The organism is Yersinia sp. LJYL362, assembly GCF_048323875.1.
The window spans coordinates 1-17,920 of the sequence record NZ_JBLWEX010000225.1 but is presented as its reverse complement, the minus strand read 5'-3'; the positions used below and the strand labels follow the sequence as shown (position 1 = coordinate 17,920).

Genomic DNA, 17,920 nt, shown 5'->3' with positions numbered 1-17,920 from the left:
TTGCCGAGCTGAAAGCATTAGCCGAAAACGCTGATCACATCTATCTCGCAACCGACCTTGACCGCGAAGGAGAGGCAATTGCCTGGCATTTGCGGGAAGTGATTGGTGGTGACGATAAGCGTTTTAGTCGAGTGGTGTTTAACGAAATCACGAAAAATGCTATCCAACAGGCATTTAATCAACCGGGTGAATTGAATATCAACCGGGTGAATGCCCAGCAAGCCCGTCGCTTTATGGACCGGGTTGTGGGTTATATGGTTTCTCCACTATTGTGGAAAAAAATTGCACGTGGCCTGTCCGCTGGGCGCGTACAATCGGTCGCGGTACGTTTGGTCGTTGAACGTGAGCGGGATATTAAAGCATTCGTTCCTGAAGAGTATTGGGAATTGCATGCCGATTTGCTGGCAAAGGGTGAAGTTCCTATTCAAATGGAAGTCACCCATGCCCACAATAAGCCGTTTAAACCCGTCAATCGTGAGCAGACCCACGCCGCGCTTAAACTGCTGGAAAACGCCCGTTATAAAGTGCTGGATCGCGAAGATAAACCGACCAGCAGCAAGCCCGGCGCACCATTTATTACTTCCACCTTGCAGCAGGCTGCCAGTACCCGCCTGAGCTTTGGTGTGAAGAAAACCATGATGATGGCACAGCGCTTGTATGAAGCTGGGCATATCACCTATATGCGTACTGACTCCACCAACTTAAGTCAGGATGCTCTGACTATGGTGCGCGGTTATATTGGTGATAATTTTGGCGATAAATACTTGCCATCTGCACCGAATCAATACAGCAGCAAAGAAAATTCACAAGAAGCGCATGAAGCCATTCGTCCGTCTGATGTGAATGTTCTGGCTGAGCAGCTAAAAGATATGGAAGCTGACGCCCAGAAGCTTTATCAGCTGATTTGGCGTCAGTTTGTGGCTTGCCAGATGACGCCGGCCAAGTATGACTCTACCACGCTGACGGTACAGGCTGGCGATTTCCAACTGCGCGCTAAAGGTCGTACTTTACGCTTTGATGGTTGGACTAAGGTGATGCCAGCATTGCGCAAAGGCGATGAAGACAGAACCTTGCCAGTGATCGAAGTGGGCAGTGAGTTGGATTTGCAAAAACTGATCCCAAGCCAGCACTTCACCAAACCGCCGGCGCGTTACAGCGAAGCGTCATTGGTAAAAGAACTGGAAAAACGAGGCATTGGCCGCCCGTCTACCTATGCGTCGATTATCTCGACCATCCAGGATCGTGGTTATGTCCGGGTAGAGAACCGCCGTTTCTATGCCGAGAAAATGGGTGAGATCGTCACTGACCGTCTGGAGGAAAACTTCCGCGAGTTGATGAATTACGACTTTACCGCGCGTATGGAAAGTGGCCTGGACCAGGTTGCTAATGATCAGGCTGAGTGGAAGGCTGTGCTGGACGGCTTCTTTGCTGAGTTCAGTGAGCAGCTTGAAAAGGCTGAAAAAGATCCTGAAGAGGGCGGTATGCGCCCGAATCAAATGGTCATGACCAGCATCGATTGCCCAACCTGTGGTCGTCAGATGGGGATTCGTACTGCAAGTACTGGGGTATTCCTCGGTTGTTCTGGCTATGCATTGCCGCCGAAAGAGCGCTGCAAAACCACCATCAATCTGGTGCCGGAAGCTGAAATCCTTAATATCCTGGAAGGCGATGATGCAGAAACTAACGCATTACGCGCCAAACGTCGTTGTCAGAAGTGTGGCACGGCAATGGATAGTTATCTAATTGATAACCAACGTAAGTTACATGTTTGTGGTAATAACCCGGCATGTGATGGTTATGAGATTGAAGAAGGCGAGTTCCGCATCAAAGGGTATGAAGGCCCAATTGTTGAGTGCGAGAAATGTGGTTCTGAAATGCATCTGAAAATGGGGCGTTTTGGTAAGTACATGGGTTGTACCAATGATGAGTGCAAAAATACGCGTAAAATCTTGCGTAGTGGTGAAGTTGCACCGCCGAAAGAGGATCCGGTACCGTTGCCAGAATTGCCTTGCGAAAAGTCAGACGCCTATTTCGTGTTACGCGATGGCGCTGCTGGTGTCTTCCTGGCGGCTAATACATTCCCGAAATCGCGTGAAACACGTGCGCCTTTGGTCGAAGAGTTGGTGCGTTTCAAGGATCGTTTACCGGAAAAATTACGTTACCTGGCTGATGCGCCAGTGACGGATAATGAAGGTAATAAGACTCTGGTTCGCTTTAGCCGCAAAACCAAGCAACAATATGTTTCCTCAGAGAAAGAGGGCAAAGCGACCGGTTGGTCTGCTTTCTATATTGATGGCAAATGGGTTGAAGCTAAAAAATAGTGGATTCACTGGGGTAGATAGTTAAGAAACCAGCTTAAACCAGCCTTTATGGCTGGTTTTTTATTGGGCTAATTTATCTGAGTGTTTTATAGTCTCAGGTAATCCGTTGAAGTTATCAATCTTTAGCGACTGTCTGCATTCACCAAAATTACGTTTATTTTTATGCTACATATAGCTGCCAATGAAATGATATGATAGTTATATAAAATGTTTTTTTATCACCTAATGTTATTATAAGATCGATATTGACCACTTTGGCATCATGCAGTTATGGGTTTCAGTTAATAACTTCTCGGCATACCGGGTGATTCCGATATACCAAACTGTGGGTCTCCCACAGTGTTTAACCTAGGATGGTATAGATATGAAATTGCAGCAGCTCCGTTATATTGTTGAGGTGGTTAATCATAACCTTAACGTATCGTCCACCGCTGAAGGCCTGTACACCTCGCAACCTGGGATCAGTAAACAGGTCCGCATGTTGGAAGATGAGCTGGGTATCCAGATTTTTGCTCGCAGTGGTAAACATCTCACGCAGGTGACCCCCGCAGGGCTGGAAATCATCCGTATTGCCCGTGAAGTATTATCAAAAGTTGATGCCATTAAAGCGGTTGCTGGTGAACATACTTATCCCGATAAAGGGTCTTTGTATGTGGCGACGACCCATACTCAAGCGCGTTATGCATTGCCGAATGTGATTAAGGGCTTTATTGAGCGCTATCCTCGCGTGTCACTGCATATGCACCAAGGCTCGCCGACACAAATAGCAGAAGCGGTTTCCAAGGGCAGTGCTGACTTTGCTATTGCGACAGAAGCGCTACATTTGTATGACGACCTGATTATGTTGCCGTGCTACCACTGGAATCGCGCGGTGGTGGTGAAGCCCGATCACCCATTGGCGGGGAAAGCCCATGTCAGCATTGAAGAATTAGCCGCTTATCCTATTGTGACCTACACCTTTGGTTTTACTGGCCGCTCTGAACTGGATACCGCGTTTAACCGTGCGGGTTTGACTCCGCGTATTGTCTTTACTGCCACCGATGCGGATGTGATTAAAACGTATGTGAGATTAGGGCTGGGTGTCGGCGTTATCGCCAGTATGGCGGTTGATCCGATTCAAGACCCTGATCTGGTGACCGTGGATGCGCGTGATATCTTTACTTACAGCACCACTAAAATTGGTTTTCGCCGTAGTACCTTCCTGCGCAGTTATATGTATGACTTTATTTTACGTTTTGCGCCTCATTTGACGCGCGATGTAGTAGATAAAGCGGTTGCTCTACGCTCAAATGAAGATATTGAGGCGATGTTTAAAGATATTAAATTACCGACGAAATGATTTATAAATCAACGGCTTACATCTGCCTCTAAAAATCGTGGTCGCTCACTATGTGTGAATTGCGTGTAAGTTATGTGTAACTTTCCGCCGTGAGCTTAGACTCAACAGAGGAGGGGATCAACCCCCTCTGTTTCACATTTCATTCGAGCGCAGGTTTATCTACTACATCGGGGAAAAAATGGAGCTTTTAGAAGAGTGCAAATTGTGTGGTAAACGTGCTGTATTGCAGAACTCACATATAATCCCACGTAGTTACTATAAGCGGCTTAAAAGAGAATCAAATCAATTACTCATTATTGTTGATAATGATGAGATAGAACCTCGACTTAGCAATTCAGACCCAAAAGAAAAACTACTTTGCACAGAATGCGAACAGTTTCTTAGTGTAAAATATGAATCTTATGGGACTAAAATATTTAGAACTTCGAAGAATGTTATTAAGCAGGACGATCGGATTACAATAAATGGCTTCGATTACAAGAGATTTTATCTATATTTCATAAGTATATTATGGAGAGCATCACTGACTAGTCATGATAATTTTAAAAGTATCGCTTTAGGAGTCGAGTTTGAAGATCTTTTAAAGTTTTGCATTATAAATAACAGAATGAAACTTGGGCGAGGCAATAGCTTAAAAATCGATCATTTTGTGAGGCTATCTGTTGTTAGAGTGATCGATAGTTCTAATAATATCTCTGACGATGTGATTAAGAACGTAATGATGAACTTCAGAATGGATAAAAGTAATATTGAGAAGGTTGCTATATATTACCTTATGCTTGAGGGTTTTTTAATCGTTTACTCCCTTAGTCCAGGAAAAGATATACATGATGTTAGAGCCAGAAGAATACAATCTCAAGTAGTGAATGGTAGTAGTGCTAATATTATGAAGATTGAGATTGGCGAACTCAAAGTAATAAGAGAAATGTTTAATTTAGCTATTAATAAAAGTAAAAAACATCACCAATAACCCCCTCCCATTTTGGCCTCTTTTTAAAGGGGCTACTCTTCTTACTTTCTTGCCTTAAAAATATCCGTCTTGGTGTCCGCACTGTTAAGCAAACCAATAACGGTCAAATTATCAGCATTTATAATCCTAAAATATCGATAGCTTTTACAGCGCGTAGGAAGCTCTATGAGCAACGATGGAGTGAGGGTGTGGGTATGTATGACCTTGCCCCGCAAGGGGGGTAAATGCAAGGGTTATCAAGGCGCTATCATGGTGTGATTAGATAATGAAGGAAGTGTAGGTATTATCAATTGTCTGTTGGTCTAATCCGATATAACGCATAGTGATAGCTGGGCTACTGTGGTTAAGAACCTTGGCAATTGTTTCTATGTTTATCCCTGAATTGTACATCACCCAGCCTCTCGTTTTCCTCATGCTGTGAGTTCCTAAAGCAATACCTATAATCTCACCTATCTCTTTGAACTTTCTAGATACGTTCTCCCTGCTTATAGGCTTCCCTTTAGCTCTATTAGTAGAGACTTCAAATAGATATACATGAGTAGGGTTGGCAGCTTTGCGGCGCTCTACAATGGCTTTAGCCTTGCTATTTAGCACGATGTGACGAGGCTTGCTGGTCTTTCCTTCAATGATAACCAATCTATCTCCTTGTACGTCTGCATAAGTCAGAGATAGCAGGTCAGATATACGTAAGGCTACCTGTAGGCCAAAGTTCCAGATATCAGCATAGGTTTGATTGCCATGCTTTGAGAGTAGTTCACCTACCTGCTCGGCTTGTTCACTTGTCTTGACTGCATCAACGAGGTTCATCTAGCCACTTCCCTTGTTTACTGGGTTTTCTAAGTCACAGAATGTTTAGTATGAAGTCAGTTTAATCTAAATGATGGGATAGTCAATGATTACGCATGTTTTCTATATCACAGAATTCTAATGTGTGACTTAGGAATAACATCTAAACACCTCTTTGCTAGGTGTTAAATATGAGAATGCATATCAACAACAGATGATAATGATAATCAAATAAAAAGTGTTGTCGCAGTTTCATTTTTGCATGGTTTTGAGGAAGGAAAAGAGATATTCGCTTAGTACCTTTATTCCTACAGTATTATGCAGGTCAGATAGGGCAGGGCTTAGAAGTGCATATATCTCTGTATGCACCGTGAAATGACATTTTAAACAGGCAAATCATTACATCATCATTAACGGTTATTTAAGGGCTATATAAACCTTATATTAACTATTGTTTTTTTGATCAGAATAAACAATCATAAGTAATATCTTGATAGGTTTTAGCTATCATGCGTGCCTGCATCGATCGACCTAAACAGTTAGCTTTTAATCTGATTAATACTTAACCTATGCAAAAGAAGTCTTTATTTTAACTTATTGATTTAGATCATTTTAGTGAGGTTTCATGACTAACAAGCAGATCAAAAGTATCATTAGTTTTCTTCTCTTTACTTGGTTTGCTGGGGCTGGGATTGTGGTTGCAATCATGGGGGAGGCACTGAGTTATTCGATACCTATGATTTCTGTAGGTGGGTTGTTCTTCTGGGCTTCAATGAGGAAAAACTAAACCTCATTCATATCATTGCTTTAATTGTGGGATAAGCTACTTTTAATGCTCACACACAGCAACAAGGATAAAATAATGCCTAAGTATAATATAAAATGGTCAGCAAAAGATGGTAGTGGTAGTTTTGAATATGACACCACTAGTGCAGACTTAACCAAAGGTTGTCAGGAAGTTATTTTAGCTTCTCTTGAGAATGCAGGGCTTAAAAACAAGCTTAATGGTGATGCACCGAAAGAGGGTAAATGGACACCTGAATGGTATACTCATAGAACGGGGCTTATTGTTGAATCTGTTGATCCTATTACAACAAAGATAATAGGCGTTTCTAACTAATAATAAAACGACATACTTATAGTATTTATCGGTGTGTCGTTACTCACTCCTTAAACATCCCATTCTTACACCGATAAAACGATCTACTATAGACTCTGTAAGAGTCAGGAATAAAACCCACTACTATAAAAGTAATGGCTGAAAGAGTGATACTCACTAGGTTAGAGTGTTCTCAGCCATAACAGATAATGTGTTCCAGTAAACGCTGTACCAGCTATACACCCAATCTAACTGGAAAGGGATAATCTAATAGGCTTTTAGAAGAACGTTTTTAATAATAAGAAGAAAGAACAATAATCTTAAGCCTATGTACTAACAAACCTAAACCATGCAAGATTTTAATAATATATATATATTGTGCAACCTATGGTTGGCTAACAGCCTGCACAAGTAAATAGAAGAGACACGAGACCAAGAACATTGCATGTGTAATATCTTTATCATTACATATGTGATGATTTGGTTATCGAGTGTTACCTTATCATTAAAAGAGTAAGGGACATAGGGGTATCGTGTTCATTAATCATTTAATTATACGGTTACAGTTAGTAGGGTGTTCGGTGTGAGCGTAGCGAAAGAAGACCCTATATATTAGTAGTGGCTTTTATAAACATGAGTCTGAGGTTAGCATGAGAAGCGATAAGCTTAGAGTGATTAACTCAGTAAACGAATGTTAGAAGTAATCGATAGTCAGAGTGTCAGAAAGACAGTCGGGATGTCGATTTATTCTTATCTCTAATAAGTATGTCGTTTTATTTTAAAAAGAGAGACAGACTACAATCGATAAGAACCTTATAGACAACCTGACCTCATATGTAAGGATAGAGACACGATTGAGAAGGGGTTCTGCCTTGTAGGAATAGAGTTTACTAAAAGACACCCTAACCTACAGGGTATCTATATGAAGGGCTAAAACAAGGGAGAATTACAAGAGATATACAGAGAGATTAAACTATGCAAGGTTTTACCTATCAATTAACCAGACTTCTTGTAAAACGATTTTATTTATGTTATTGTAATATTGGATATATATAACAAAAATAACATTGCTTATATATTGACATATAGACTGATTTGGGGTAATATAACAGTAGGAGCAAGAGAGTTTGCTCTGAGATAGAAAAATACAATCACAAATAAAGTAATTCATATGAGGTCACCCAATAGAGGTGGCCTTTTTGTATTGAAAAAAAAGGAATAAAGAATGAAGACAACTAAACAAACTGTTCGAAATACAGCAGAGGAAACATTACAGGATATCCTTTCAGGGAAACTCGCATACTCAGCGCTTCGAAATTACATTCAGCCTAGATCTGGTCTAAGTGCTTCGCGTAGGAATATGTACTCACAAGCCATCGTACTTTATAAAATGTACTTGTTGGAACAAAAACTAAAAGAACTGCAAGAAGAAGCTAAACAATAAACAGGAGGGATGTTGGCAAGAACTAAAGGAGCAGTGCAAAAAGCAACAGATAATAGATTTACCAAAGAGTATATTTCTTCCTTTTGGGAATATGAAGAATTACCCAATTGGATTGATGATTGTATTTGTGGATCATTGGGACAATCACAGCCGGGAGCAGATTTAGCTCCGTTTAGATTTTTCAGGGCATTACAGGCACTTGATGAAATTGATACACTAATTGTTGGAAGTTATTTTAACAAAAAGAAAGAGTTTTTTGATGATAAGCCACTCAGCAAAAGGACTATTGAGTACTACACAAAAATACTAAGAACTGCATCACAGGCTATAGCACATCACAGACTGAATCCCAATAATAGTAAGTTTGGGGAAAACCGTGGCTCTCGTCTTGAACAACAAGCTATTACACCACCAGAGTTTACTATGCAACAGTCGGTGAGTTCTGTTAAAGCATCTGATGATGAAATGCATAAATTACACATTGTAAGTATCAATGGTACTGTTCAGGAGTTATTAGAGGTATACACTAAAACTCATGGCTCCTTAACTTACTCTATGCAAGAGCCAGCTAAAGTAAACCCATTGATTGGAGTTGTCTTTACAGAAGAAGAGAAAGAGCATATACGCAGCTTGGCATTAACAGGAAAAACAAAAGAAATAAAAATTTACATTGATAAATTAAATCAAGAGTATTTACAAGAAAGTATAGCAGCGTAGATTATAACTATATTATCTCATAGGGGTGTTATTCGTACATGCAATATTGAAAGTGTTAAGAGATATAACGATTGTATAAACAACCAGATCAAACAACCTAACTCCTTGTACTATGCTATGACCAGTTCAGAGATAAAGCACATAAAGAATAAAAGAAAGAAACCGCTTAAGGTCACTGAGGATGGTGTGGATTATTTAGAGGGTGGCTACTATCAACGAGATTTTGCAAATATCCCTCGCATGGGTTGGATGTACTTTAATCGTAGAGAACAGTATGAATTAAATGATTGTCAGGTAGGGATGTGGATTCCATCTCACGAATAAACAAATAAGGGAAAACAAACAATGGCAAAAGCTCAAGAACAAATGATCACCCTCAGTTTGTACATGACACCAGAGGAATACCAAGAACTAAAAGAATTTTGTTGGGATGAGGGTTGGAGTGTGCCGGGCATGTTGAAGCAGACAATGGCACAAATTCAGAGACAAATAAAAAACAAAAAACAACTCCGTGAAGAACTGCCATTAACTATTTTGAACTAGGAGGTGAATTGATTAATAAATATCTTATTTTACTCGTAGTTATGTTTTTATGCTTTACGATTTCTTTCTATTTATATCCGATTTACTTAGTACCAATCATAACAAGTCAATTTGAAATGGCTGTCCTCCTGTTTATGCTGATTAGCCCTTGCTATAGACGTGAATTTGCAAGCTACAAGAAGAGTTCTCTATAAAGACACCCTAACCTACAGGGTATACCCTAACTCGATTAAAACACCGTGTTCGCTACGTCAGAATGCGGTGATATAAAATCCAAACAATAATAAAAAAACAAGGAAACCAAATTATGTTCTATTTCTTACAGAAGAGAGCTAAGAAAAGAGCTGTGAAAACAGCAGACAAAATTATCACTGAGTTAGAATCTGTGTACCTTGATTTAGATTTTTTCAATAAAGACGATATCAATCTTATCGAACTTATGCAGTGGACTGACACTAAATTAGACGAGATGGCAGCGGTTCTAGAACCGAATGAAGAATTTATTATAGAGCACCACCCTGAGTTAATAACTAGAGCTAACGTAGTAACCCATATCGCCCTTGTTTGCTCAATTGCCGCCATGAAAGAATTCCAAGATGAGCTAGCAGGACTGGGCAATATCCTTGCATGATAGATTCATTAAAATAAATAAGAAATAGTCAAGAAAAACCACCGCAATATATTGTAGTCATCCCTGTAATAGTGTATAATAATATTAGAAGGGGAATAATTTGAAACTCATTACCACGAATAATATCCATAAGAATTCCTCTCCTTAAATTATTAAAAGTCGAAATTAAGCCGTCAACTTTAATTACAATAATAATGCCTCATCTTCTGGACGAATCCTTGTGGCCTCAGAACCCGCATTGCCAGTAGATGGTCATTTCTTAAGTGTTCTTCTATACCCCCCCCTGAGAGAATATTTAATAAATGTACAATGTGCATTTCTCTGATAATCTGATTTCATTGTTTACTTCCTTGTTATTGTTTGTGTCGTAAGAAACCCTGCTTTTCTGGTGTGGGGTTTTTTATTACCTTTTAACTACGGAAAAATGCAGGCAACGAAATCATATACTTATCATCTGTCGGTTTACCGTCCCTTTAAACAATCAAAGTTACTTTCAAACACTTTAATAGTTACTTTCAAAAGCCCTTGTCGTTGGATTAATCATTCATCTGTTGATTGTTTCAATATCTCTAATCTCTCAATCCAGCTTCAAGGGCTTTTCAAAGTGAACAACGTTGCTCACTAACGTGAGTGGTAGCTTCGGCTACCATCCGCAAGGCGGACAATAACATCACTAAACAATAAATAACATTGAACAAATTGAGGTTAAATGAAACCAGCTAAATATCTTAAAGGTGTGACCTTTAATTTTGATAAAGATGAATCAGCTCCATTAGGCCCACATCTGGCATATACACTGGCAGAACAGGGTGGTGCAGCCTCGGGCCATAATAAGGCCCTCTTATTTAAAGCTCGTGGAACTGATATTACAGAGGAACTGCTTAAGGCTTTAGAAATTGCAGGCATTACTCTTGAAGAAGTAGAAGTAGAAACCAAAGAAGAAGAAGAAAGTAATAACGATATTCGAAAATCTTTCGTAGAAGCTTTTTCTAAAAAATACAAACAATAATAATGCTTACTAACGTGAGTGCTACTTTTTAGCATTTGCAGAGCAAACAATAAGGAAACAATAATATGTCACTACAAAAATACGGTAAAACGGGTACAAGCCCTCTCGGTCAAAATGACATTATCGCATATTCGGCAGATTCAGTCTTCAATCAGAAGCTTGTCACTATGACGCTCCCTGCTATTACTTATGCGGGAACTTGCATTGATGCCACATCAGGCGCAGCCGCCACCTCAGCCTCGACAAAAGTCTACGTTGTTCTTGAAGATTACCCAGCAGGCCCAGCACAGACAATTCGCGTCGCAAATTCTTTCGGCGTTGTGTTGCGCGAAGCCGTTCTTCAGGCCGCAGATACCGCAGGTCTGACGAAAGCAAAAACATTACTTCTTGCTGATGGTTTCCGTCTTCAGTAACAGACCAATCTAAGAATAATTCTAAAAATGCTCACTAACGTGAGTGCTAATAACTAACAGAACTTACTAGCATTCGCGGAGCGAACAATAATAACAATAATAAGGAATATAATAATATGGCTTTTAATCGCGCTCCATCTAATCCCTCTGATCAAATTGTTTCACTTGGTGATTTGTATAAGAAAGTAAAAGTACCAAACCGTCTGTTTAATACATTGGATTTATTTAGTGTAGAAACTCATGATACATTAAACGTTAGTCTAGACCGTTTATTAGACCGTGCAGAACAGGTATTTAATGAGAATGTGCCATATGGCCCCGACTTTAATACTATTCTCCGTCCGCAATTTTCAAACTACTTATACCAGCTCCCGTACTTCTCGTCTGTAGATGAATTGACCAGCCGTGACCTCGAACGCTTCCGCCGTGCTGGTACTGATTCCGACCAATCGTTACAGCAAGCGAAATTAGAATTGGTAGAAAAACAGGTGATTCAATATTACAACACAAAAGACAAGATCCTGGCTGATTCAGTATTAAGAGGTGTGAGTAAATCTCAATATGCAGGTCAGGGTGACCTGAATTACTTCACAGAGTTTGAGGGGGGTTCTCAGACTAATGTTGAATTTAATTTTGCGGCAGCGGTTAGTGTCCCTCGACAATTAGATAGTTTAATTCAGCAATCCCAGATTGCCTGTCAGGGCAAGAATGGTGACGTTGAGCAGCGCTTTATTATTTGTGCTGGGGAAATGGCTAATCAATTGCGCTACCACCCTACAATTATGGAAACTATGGTGTACAGCCTTTCATCATTGAGTCCAGACAACTTCTTATCGCAATATACTGAGTTGCTTCCTGCATATCAGATGTGGGTTTATAAAAATATCGTATTTATTGACGTGTCTGGCCAGAACGCACAGTATGGCGTCCCTGATGATGGTGGTTATATGATTACCAAGTTTAATAAAAACTCACGTGTCCATGTCCACCATACAGGCCCTGCGGTTAAATCTGCATTCATGGCAGGTGAACAAGGTGAGTTCTTGCAATATATGTTGCCTAATTCTGAGTGGGGCTTCCCGACTGTTGTGAGTGAATTTAGCATGTTGGCGGTAAATAACCTGCCTCAGTCTACATTCAGTTTGTCTATCAAAGCTTAAGTTAGGTGTGAGGGTATTTATATTTATACTTACCCTCTTTACATGCCTACTAATTCTTATTGTGAGCGGGGTTTATATTTCCCCCGTTCTAATCTATTTATCATTTTTATTATATAGAGGTATTGTATTATGGTTGTTACATTAGAGGGTAACTCACACAGGGTCATTCGTCGCATATCTGGCAATGATGTATTGAACGTGCTTAATATTAGACAACTTGCAAAACTATTCGGGATTAGTGAGTCAACAGTTCATTATCGCATGAAAGAGAATAATATGAGTTTGGAAGATGCACTCACGACGCCATTGCAGTCTAAGTAATAAAGCTCAGCCTAAATAGCTGGGCTATTTTTTTATCTGAGAAAAATAACAACAAGAGGAAAATAAACATATGAGTGTAAATATCCAAGCGGCAGTATTAACTAATCTTGTGAAATGGAAGTCAGATGTACAGAGCATGAAGAAGGTCAGGGACGACATGAAACGTCTGAAAAAAGAAGCGGCTGGAATTCTAGATAATAGCATTACTCCCAAGTCGGCAGCTCATGGTGTGAAGATGGCTAAGCAAGCAGCACAGTCACAGGTAAGCGCTATGAAGAAGGTATACGGCAGTGCTGGAGTAAAGGGTGGCTTGGGTACAGGTATGTTAGGAAAGCCCTCAAAAGACTGGCTACAGACGTCGCTGGCGCAGACTAAGGCAATGGAACAGACAGGGAAAGCTCAACAAGCACAAACTCAGGCAACTAAAGAAGCTGCATTAGCCGAGAAGCGCAAAGTCCAGTTAAAGAAACAATCAGAATTAGCACTGAAACGGGAAATTAATGGGACAATGAAACTCCGTGATGCAACGTTTACCATCTCAAGAATGGAAAATCTTGGTGTCGGACAACGTTATAAGGCAATCCAGCAAGCAAAGCTCCTAAGCAATGAGTACAAAAAAGGTAACTTAGACCTAGCAGAAATGAATCAACAAATGAAGTTCCTCACTGCTAACACTCGTAGACTCAAAGCACAACAAGCAAAAACTAAAGCACAACAAGGCCGTAAAGGTGGTGGTGCTCTATTAGGTGTAGGTCTGGGTGGGTATGCGGCGGCCGCCGCTGTCGGTGGTGCTTACGCGGCGTATAGCAGTGCAAGTTCATCTGTAGAACGTGCCAAGGGAGTTAACAAATTAACTAAAGCTGGTGCTGACTCATCATACGAAGCTCAGGCATTGCAGCGACTTGTACAGACCAAAGGGATTGACGCCAATCTAGAAAATGTCTTCCAAGACCTTCAAGAAAAACTTGGCGAGTTGGTAAGCCAATCTACTTTTGACCGTCGCTCTGGCAAACTAAAAGGCGGGGGGGAGCTTACGGACACTTTTAATGATTTATTCGCTCCCCTGAAATATACCCTTGCCGATGTCGCTAAAATGAGTAGCTCCGAGTTCATTGTGCAGATGCAATTGAATGGGAAACAACTCAAGAAGAGTGCACAGGAAATGCGCTATTACGAAGAAACCGTAAACGACTTATCGCGAGTAAGTGGACTCTTTGCTAATAATGGCAAAGAAGTGATTGATACCATTCAAGATATGAAGAAAAAAGGTCAGATGCTTTCTGACGAACAGTTAACGAGTCTTACTAAACTGCGAGAATGGTCAATTGCTGTTAGTAGTGCCTCACAGACTTTGGGTGATAAGTTTACCCTTGCATTAGAAAGTAGCATTGGCGGAAGTGAAGGTGTAGCAAAAGCATTCCGTGATGTTGAGCCGCTTATTCAGGGATTTGGCACTGCTTTAGGCAAACTAACTTTACTCATTAGTTGGATTGTCAGCAAGATTCCATTTTTGCGCTCACAGGAAGAGATTAGAGCAGATAGCCTGAAGACGCACCAAGAGAATTTGACGAAAGGTGGAATTAGACAATGGATTGCAGAAGTGGGTCGTGATGGCATGAAAGCATATAACGGCTCTAGTTCATCATTAACCCCACAGGCTATGATTCCTACAGCTAGCAGCCTTCAACCACAGCCGTACCAACCGTCAGCGGCCTACACAGCACCAGTTAATCATATAACTGTGAAACCTGCGGATGTGCATATTAGTACAGACGTAGGGCGTTTAGAGGGCATTTTCAGCGTTATTTCTGAGAATAGTATCAATGATTATAATAATAACATCTTAAATGATATTAATAGTTCATATCTAAACCGCTAGGTTTTCATGGCAACAGCCCCAATAGAGAGGGCTGTTGTCATTACTTACTAACGACTTTTGTTTGCTTGAGAGAGCACTGATCCAGCAAGCGTCTTAGTCTGTTCGCTGTATTTAGGACTTGTCAGAACTTTTGATGCTACTTCCTCCATATGAGCACCTGTTTGGTTACTGGTGCCTGCTTGGGATAGTGCCGAACCAGCAAGCTGTTTTTGAATCGCGGAAGCATTAGGATTTTTCAATACTTGTGCCGCCTGTGAAGCTACAGATGACGAGGTTTTCTTTATATTGGTCATATATTTTTATCTCATATTGCGTGTAGGGTTTACTCCATGTAGTGTTTTCATTTAACAAAATTCACTACATGTTGATTTTACTGTATGTAAAAACAGTTTCTTGGTCAAGTGGAATCTTCCAAAACTACTGCTAATTTTTTACGTTAAATCTATAGCAGACTTTAATAATAGAATTGCATCATCTGATTTATAAATCCTATCGGTAGTTGTCTTGTGTGCATGTCCTAATAGTTCAAATCTAACATAATCAGGAATGTTTAGTTTTCTAAGTCTGTCACTCATACCGTATCGATAACTGTGTGCTGTAACGCCTAATCCCGTATAGATTGAAGAAACAAGCTGAGAAGCCCTATCAGGTGTATATGTGAACGTTGGTTTATCTATGAAAATACCGAGTTTTAGCAAGTGTTCATGAATAGGTATGGTTCGCCTTGATGCATCATTCTTAAGCGTTTTATTCCCTTCATCGTTTACAGAAATACATTTAACCCCATCAATTACACGGTAGTCGGCTGGCTGTAGCTGTGTTATCTCGCTTATCCTGCATCCAGTGAACCAAAGCAACTGGAGTAACCACCAATTCTGTGAATGCTCAGGGAAGCCCTTAAGTGCTTGCTCGTGCTCTAGGTGGAGAATCCCTCTCTTATCAGTAACATTGGATACTTTCTTAAATCCCATCCCATCAAACGGACTTTTTGTGATGTAGTCGCGTTGCTTACAGGCAAATGTGAACAGCCCTGATGCCTTGATAAAATAATCATTGCAGGTGTTGGGACTGAATCCTTTACCGACTAAATGCTGCTTAAAGTCAGAAATATCAGACTTACTCACTTCTGTTATCAGTCTATTACCTAAAAAATCGATGAAGTAACGACAACGTGATTCATTTACTTTTAGCGTCTTTTCCCTCCAATCGTTTTTATTACTTTTTAAGTAATCATCCAGAACAACTAACAGTGTTAAACGCTTCTCTTTGTCTTTCTTTGGTTTTAGTGCAACAGCCCTTACTGGTCTCTCTACAACTGGCATAGTTTGGGGTAGGGAAGGCGGTACGGCATAACCCACCAGAGCAGTTAATTGAAGCTGTTTTCTACATGAGTAAAGCTTCTGGCGTACTGTCTCAAGTAGTTCACAGGAATGCTGATAGTAAACCATCAATAAACTACGAGACATTATCGCAGCCTCATAGGAATCTCTGGTGCCAAGCGTTATGTGAATGGCTGTCCCATGATGATGCTTGCAGAACGTATACAGGCCAGATGGACGACGAAAAACATGTGTGATTCCTGTGTGATTCCGTTGGTACATACTTTCAATACTCCGCTAAGCCTTGTGCGGAGCGACTCGAAGATATTGAGGCGATGTTTAAAGATATTAAATTACCGACGAAATGATACTGCTATTTATTAAAGAAAAGCCCCTGAACCGGGGCTTTTTGCGTAATTAGCGTTTTTTATTTGCTTGGGCAAGCACAGACCCTGCCAGTGTTTTGGCTTTTTCACTGGACTCGGGATTTGCCAGCACTTGTGCCGCGACATCTTCCATATGAACGCCCGTCTGATTATCCGTATTGGTCTGAGAGAGTGCCGATCCCGCCAAACTCTTTTCGAGGGGAGAAGCATTAGGATCTTTTAGTATTCTTGCTGCCTGTGCCGCGACTGATGCGGATGTTTTCTTTTTATTTCTCGACATTAATTAATCTCATTTTTGTTTGTAGGGGGTACCTCATATTGTGTTTTAGCAACACAATATATTGTGAAAACTGTATAAAAAAACAGTATGATGTTCAAATTACATTACCTGAAAATTATTTTATAACTTTAGCGGAAAGGGTAATGTGTTATTTCAATAACGGAAGTATTAAGTATAAATTCAAAAGATACGTTAAAATTAGTTTGATATTATATTGATATATAATCTTGGTTTTTATATAAACATAGTCAAGAGGAATAAATGAAAATAATATCTTATCCAATAGCGTATCTGGGGCTGACTAATACAGTTGGCGCATTAAAGAGTAACAATACTCCAATTGAAAAAAAACAATTTTATATTGATGGGGAATGTTCGGGTGGCTATAAAAATATTAAAGAAGTATTAGAACGCTTGGTTCATAAAGGGTGGTTAAAAGCAGGCACTGACGATGATGATAAGAGGAGAATTGCTGTACTGAATGTAGTGAGTCGATATTCAATGGCAACAGTTGCTCTGGAGCATGCCAAGAGAGGGCATCCTTATTTACATCATGATGATATTTCAATGGAATTCAAGCTCGATAGGCATCACGGACTTGAAATGCATTATTCAGTACCTTATACCGATGGGGCTCAACTTTTATTCACTTTGGACTGTCAACTATTTTTAGGTAAAGACTTTACGTTAAATGAAGAGACGTCGCGCATTTTTTTTAAGTTTGAGAAACAGTGTCCTGGCGAATTAAGACGCGACGTAAATCGCAACGGTATAATAAAAATGATTTTAGAGTGGTTTAAAGAGTTATTTACCCCCAACTCTTATGCTATAGCTAATACTATGCCAGGTTCAAAAAATCCAACTGAAATAGGTACTCCGAAACTGGCATATGCAAACCTTGGAGTTATTGAATCAAAAAATCATGAACAAGTTGAAGAGATTTTTTCAGAATGTGATTTTGTATTTGAAGAAGATAGTTACTCTGAGGACGATATACTTGAAATTGAAGATAAAGATAGTGGCTCAGAAAAAAGCTATGTAGCAGGAGAAAGCGTGGGATATGTTAATGGCTTTATTGACGGAGTAAAAGAGCGCAAAAATTATATTTAGACCGTCTATCATAGCAATCGCCATTGTTGCCAAAATGTTAATGTTTCTTTGTGTTATATTTAATGTAGACCTCATAATTTCAAGGGAATAGCCTTGTGATGATGAATGTGGCTTAGAACACTATAAGAAACAATGGAGGCGCTATGTCGTTGGATTTGCGAAAAACGAGTATGGCCAGGTTGGTCGCCCTCAA

The 17,920-nt window shown here is 40.1% G+C and carries 17 protein-coding genes; 13 read left to right on the top strand and 4 right to left on the bottom strand.

Annotated elements, in window-relative coordinates; all coding sequences use genetic code 11:
- The 3 genes from topA to ACNSO8_RS12360 form a co-directional block, all read left to right on the top strand.
- Positions 1-2,321 (top strand): type I DNA topoisomerase (topA, locus tag ACNSO8_RS12370; protein ID WP_418394793.1); only part of this gene is annotated, 2,321 nt, incomplete at its 5' end.
- Positions 2,322-2,685: 364 nt separating this feature from the next.
- Positions 2,686-3,660, top strand: coding sequence for an HTH-type transcriptional regulator CysB (cysB, locus tag ACNSO8_RS12365; RefSeq protein ID WP_005165856.1), 975 nt, complete (start codon positions 2,686-2,688; stop codon positions 3,658-3,660).
- Positions 3,661-3,838: 178 nt separating this feature from the next.
- A complete protein-coding gene (locus ACNSO8_RS12360; RefSeq protein ID WP_418394792.1) occupies positions 3,839-4,630 on the top strand; it encodes a hypothetical protein in 792 nt (263 codons plus the stop codon).
- Positions 4,631-4,888: 258 nt separating this feature from the next.
- Here ACNSO8_RS12360 and ACNSO8_RS12355 read toward each other — a convergent pair whose 3' ends face one another.
- Positions 4,889-5,437, bottom strand: coding sequence for a tyrosine-type recombinase/integrase (locus ACNSO8_RS12355; RefSeq protein WP_418394791.1), 549 nt, complete (start codon positions 5,435-5,437; stop codon positions 4,889-4,891).
- An 841-nt stretch (positions 5,438-6,278) separates the two neighbouring features.
- Between ACNSO8_RS12355 and ACNSO8_RS12350 the strand changes: the two genes are divergently transcribed.
- The 9 genes from ACNSO8_RS12350 to ACNSO8_RS12310 all read left to right on the top strand — a co-directional run bounded on the left by ACNSO8_RS12350 (position 6,279) and on the right by ACNSO8_RS12310 (position 14,632).
- Positions 6,279-6,536: a hypothetical protein gene (locus tag ACNSO8_RS12350; protein ID WP_349962946.1), complete on the top strand. Its 258-nt coding sequence runs from the start codon at positions 6,279-6,281 to the stop codon at positions 6,534-6,536.
- Between the two features lie 1,204 nt (positions 6,537-7,740).
- A complete protein-coding gene (locus ACNSO8_RS12345) occupies positions 7,741-7,959 on the top strand; it encodes a hypothetical protein (protein WP_418394790.1) in 219 nt (72 codons plus the stop codon).
- A gap of 12 nt (positions 7,960-7,971) precedes the next feature.
- Positions 7,972-8,676 carry a hypothetical protein gene (locus ACNSO8_RS12340; protein WP_418394789.1) on the top strand — a complete coding sequence of 235 codons (705 nt, stop codon included), beginning with the start codon at positions 7,972-7,974 and terminating at the stop codon, positions 8,674-8,676.
- Positions 8,677-9,021: 345 nt separating this feature from the next.
- Positions 9,022-9,219 carry a hypothetical protein gene (locus ACNSO8_RS12335; RefSeq protein WP_418394788.1) on the top strand — a complete coding sequence of 66 codons (198 nt, stop codon included), beginning with the start codon at positions 9,022-9,024 and terminating at the stop codon, positions 9,217-9,219.
- 307 nt (positions 9,220-9,526) lie between these two features.
- Positions 9,527-9,850 carry a hypothetical protein gene (locus ACNSO8_RS12330; protein ID WP_418394787.1) on the top strand — a complete coding sequence of 108 codons (324 nt, stop codon included), beginning with the start codon at positions 9,527-9,529 and terminating at the stop codon, positions 9,848-9,850.
- A gap of 709 nt (positions 9,851-10,559) precedes the next feature.
- Complete coding sequence (locus ACNSO8_RS12325; RefSeq protein ID WP_418394786.1) at positions 10,560-10,859, top strand: hypothetical protein; 300 nt, start codon at positions 10,560-10,562, stop codon at positions 10,857-10,859.
- Between the two features lie 65 nt (positions 10,860-10,924).
- A complete protein-coding gene (locus tag ACNSO8_RS12320) occupies positions 10,925-11,272 on the top strand; it encodes a hypothetical protein (RefSeq protein WP_418394785.1) in 348 nt (115 codons plus the stop codon).
- Between the two features lie 116 nt (positions 11,273-11,388).
- Positions 11,389-12,432: a major capsid protein gene (locus tag ACNSO8_RS12315; protein ID WP_418394784.1), complete on the top strand. Its 1,044-nt coding sequence runs from the start codon at positions 11,389-11,391 to the stop codon at positions 12,430-12,432.
- A 391-nt stretch (positions 12,433-12,823) separates the two neighbouring features.
- Positions 12,824-14,632, top strand: a complete 1,809-nt coding sequence (locus ACNSO8_RS12310) for a hypothetical protein (RefSeq protein ID WP_418394783.1) — start codon at positions 12,824-12,826, stop codon at positions 14,630-14,632.
- A gap of 47 nt (positions 14,633-14,679) precedes the next feature.
- Here ACNSO8_RS12310 and ACNSO8_RS12305 read toward each other — a convergent pair whose 3' ends face one another.
- The 3 genes from ACNSO8_RS12305 to ACNSO8_RS12295 all read right to left on the bottom strand — a co-directional run bounded on the left by ACNSO8_RS12305 (position 14,680) and on the right by ACNSO8_RS12295 (position 16,617).
- A complete protein-coding gene (locus ACNSO8_RS12305) occupies positions 14,680-14,925 on the bottom strand; it encodes a hypothetical protein (RefSeq protein WP_145509890.1) in 246 nt (81 codons plus the stop codon).
- Between the two features lie 138 nt (positions 14,926-15,063).
- Positions 15,064-16,098: a phage integrase SAM-like domain-containing protein gene (locus tag ACNSO8_RS12300; RefSeq protein WP_418394782.1), complete on the bottom strand. Its 1,035-nt coding sequence runs from the start codon at positions 16,096-16,098 to the stop codon at positions 15,064-15,066.
- Positions 16,099-16,368: 270 nt separating this feature from the next.
- The gene (locus ACNSO8_RS12295) at positions 16,369-16,617 is read right to left on the bottom strand and encodes a hypothetical protein (RefSeq protein WP_019083167.1); all 249 of its coding nucleotides are present in this window, start codon (positions 16,615-16,617) and stop codon (positions 16,369-16,371) included.
- Positions 16,618-16,878: 261 nt separating this feature from the next.
- Here ACNSO8_RS12295 and ACNSO8_RS12290 point away from each other — a divergent pair, with 261 nt between their 5' ends.
- On the top strand, positions 16,879-17,727 hold the full coding sequence (locus tag ACNSO8_RS12290; RefSeq protein WP_172654792.1) for a hypothetical protein: 849 nt from the start codon (positions 16,879-16,881) through the stop codon (positions 17,725-17,727).
- Positions 17,728-17,920 lie beyond the last annotated feature (193 nt).

What these genes read in the sequence shown, in the direction of transcription:
- ACNSO8_RS12300 (WP_418394782.1), bottom strand. Translation starts at nt 16,098, where the DNA reads ATGTCTCGTAGTTTATTGATGGTTTACTATCAGCATTCCTGTGAACTA.
- ACNSO8_RS12355 (WP_418394791.1), bottom strand. Translation starts at nt 5,437, where the DNA reads ATGAACCTCGTTGATGCAGTCAAGACAAGTGAACAAGCCGAGCAGGTA.
- ACNSO8_RS12360 (WP_418394792.1), top strand. Translation starts at nt 3,839, where the DNA reads ATGGAGCTTTTAGAAGAGTGCAAATTGTGTGGTAAACGTGCTGTATTG.
- ACNSO8_RS12325 (WP_418394786.1), top strand. Translation starts at nt 10,560, where the DNA reads ATGAAACCAGCTAAATATCTTAAAGGTGTGACCTTTAATTTTGATAAA.
- ACNSO8_RS12310 (WP_418394783.1), top strand. Translation starts at nt 12,824, where the DNA reads ATGAGTGTAAATATCCAAGCGGCAGTATTAACTAATCTTGTGAAATGG.
- ACNSO8_RS12335 (WP_418394788.1), top strand. Translation starts at nt 9,022, where the DNA reads ATGGCAAAAGCTCAAGAACAAATGATCACCCTCAGTTTGTACATGACA.
- ACNSO8_RS12295 (WP_019083167.1), bottom strand. Translation starts at nt 16,617, where the DNA reads ATGTCGAGAAATAAAAAGAAAACATCCGCATCAGTCGCGGCACAGGCA.
- ACNSO8_RS12330 (WP_418394787.1), top strand. Translation starts at nt 9,527, where the DNA reads ATGTTCTATTTCTTACAGAAGAGAGCTAAGAAAAGAGCTGTGAAAACA.
- ACNSO8_RS12290 (WP_172654792.1), top strand. Translation starts at nt 16,879, where the DNA reads ATGAAAATAATATCTTATCCAATAGCGTATCTGGGGCTGACTAATACA.
- ACNSO8_RS12320 (WP_418394785.1), top strand. Translation starts at nt 10,925, where the DNA reads ATGTCACTACAAAAATACGGTAAAACGGGTACAAGCCCTCTCGGTCAA.
- ACNSO8_RS12315 (WP_418394784.1), top strand. Translation starts at nt 11,389, where the DNA reads ATGGCTTTTAATCGCGCTCCATCTAATCCCTCTGATCAAATTGTTTCA.
- ACNSO8_RS12345 (WP_418394790.1), top strand. Translation starts at nt 7,741, where the DNA reads ATGAAGACAACTAAACAAACTGTTCGAAATACAGCAGAGGAAACATTA.
- ACNSO8_RS12350 (WP_349962946.1), top strand. Translation starts at nt 6,279, where the DNA reads ATGCCTAAGTATAATATAAAATGGTCAGCAAAAGATGGTAGTGGTAGT.
- ACNSO8_RS12305 (WP_145509890.1), bottom strand. Translation starts at nt 14,925, where the DNA reads ATGACCAATATAAAGAAAACCTCGTCATCTGTAGCTTCACAGGCGGCA.
- cysB (WP_005165856.1), top strand. Translation starts at nt 2,686, where the DNA reads ATGAAATTGCAGCAGCTCCGTTATATTGTTGAGGTGGTTAATCATAAC.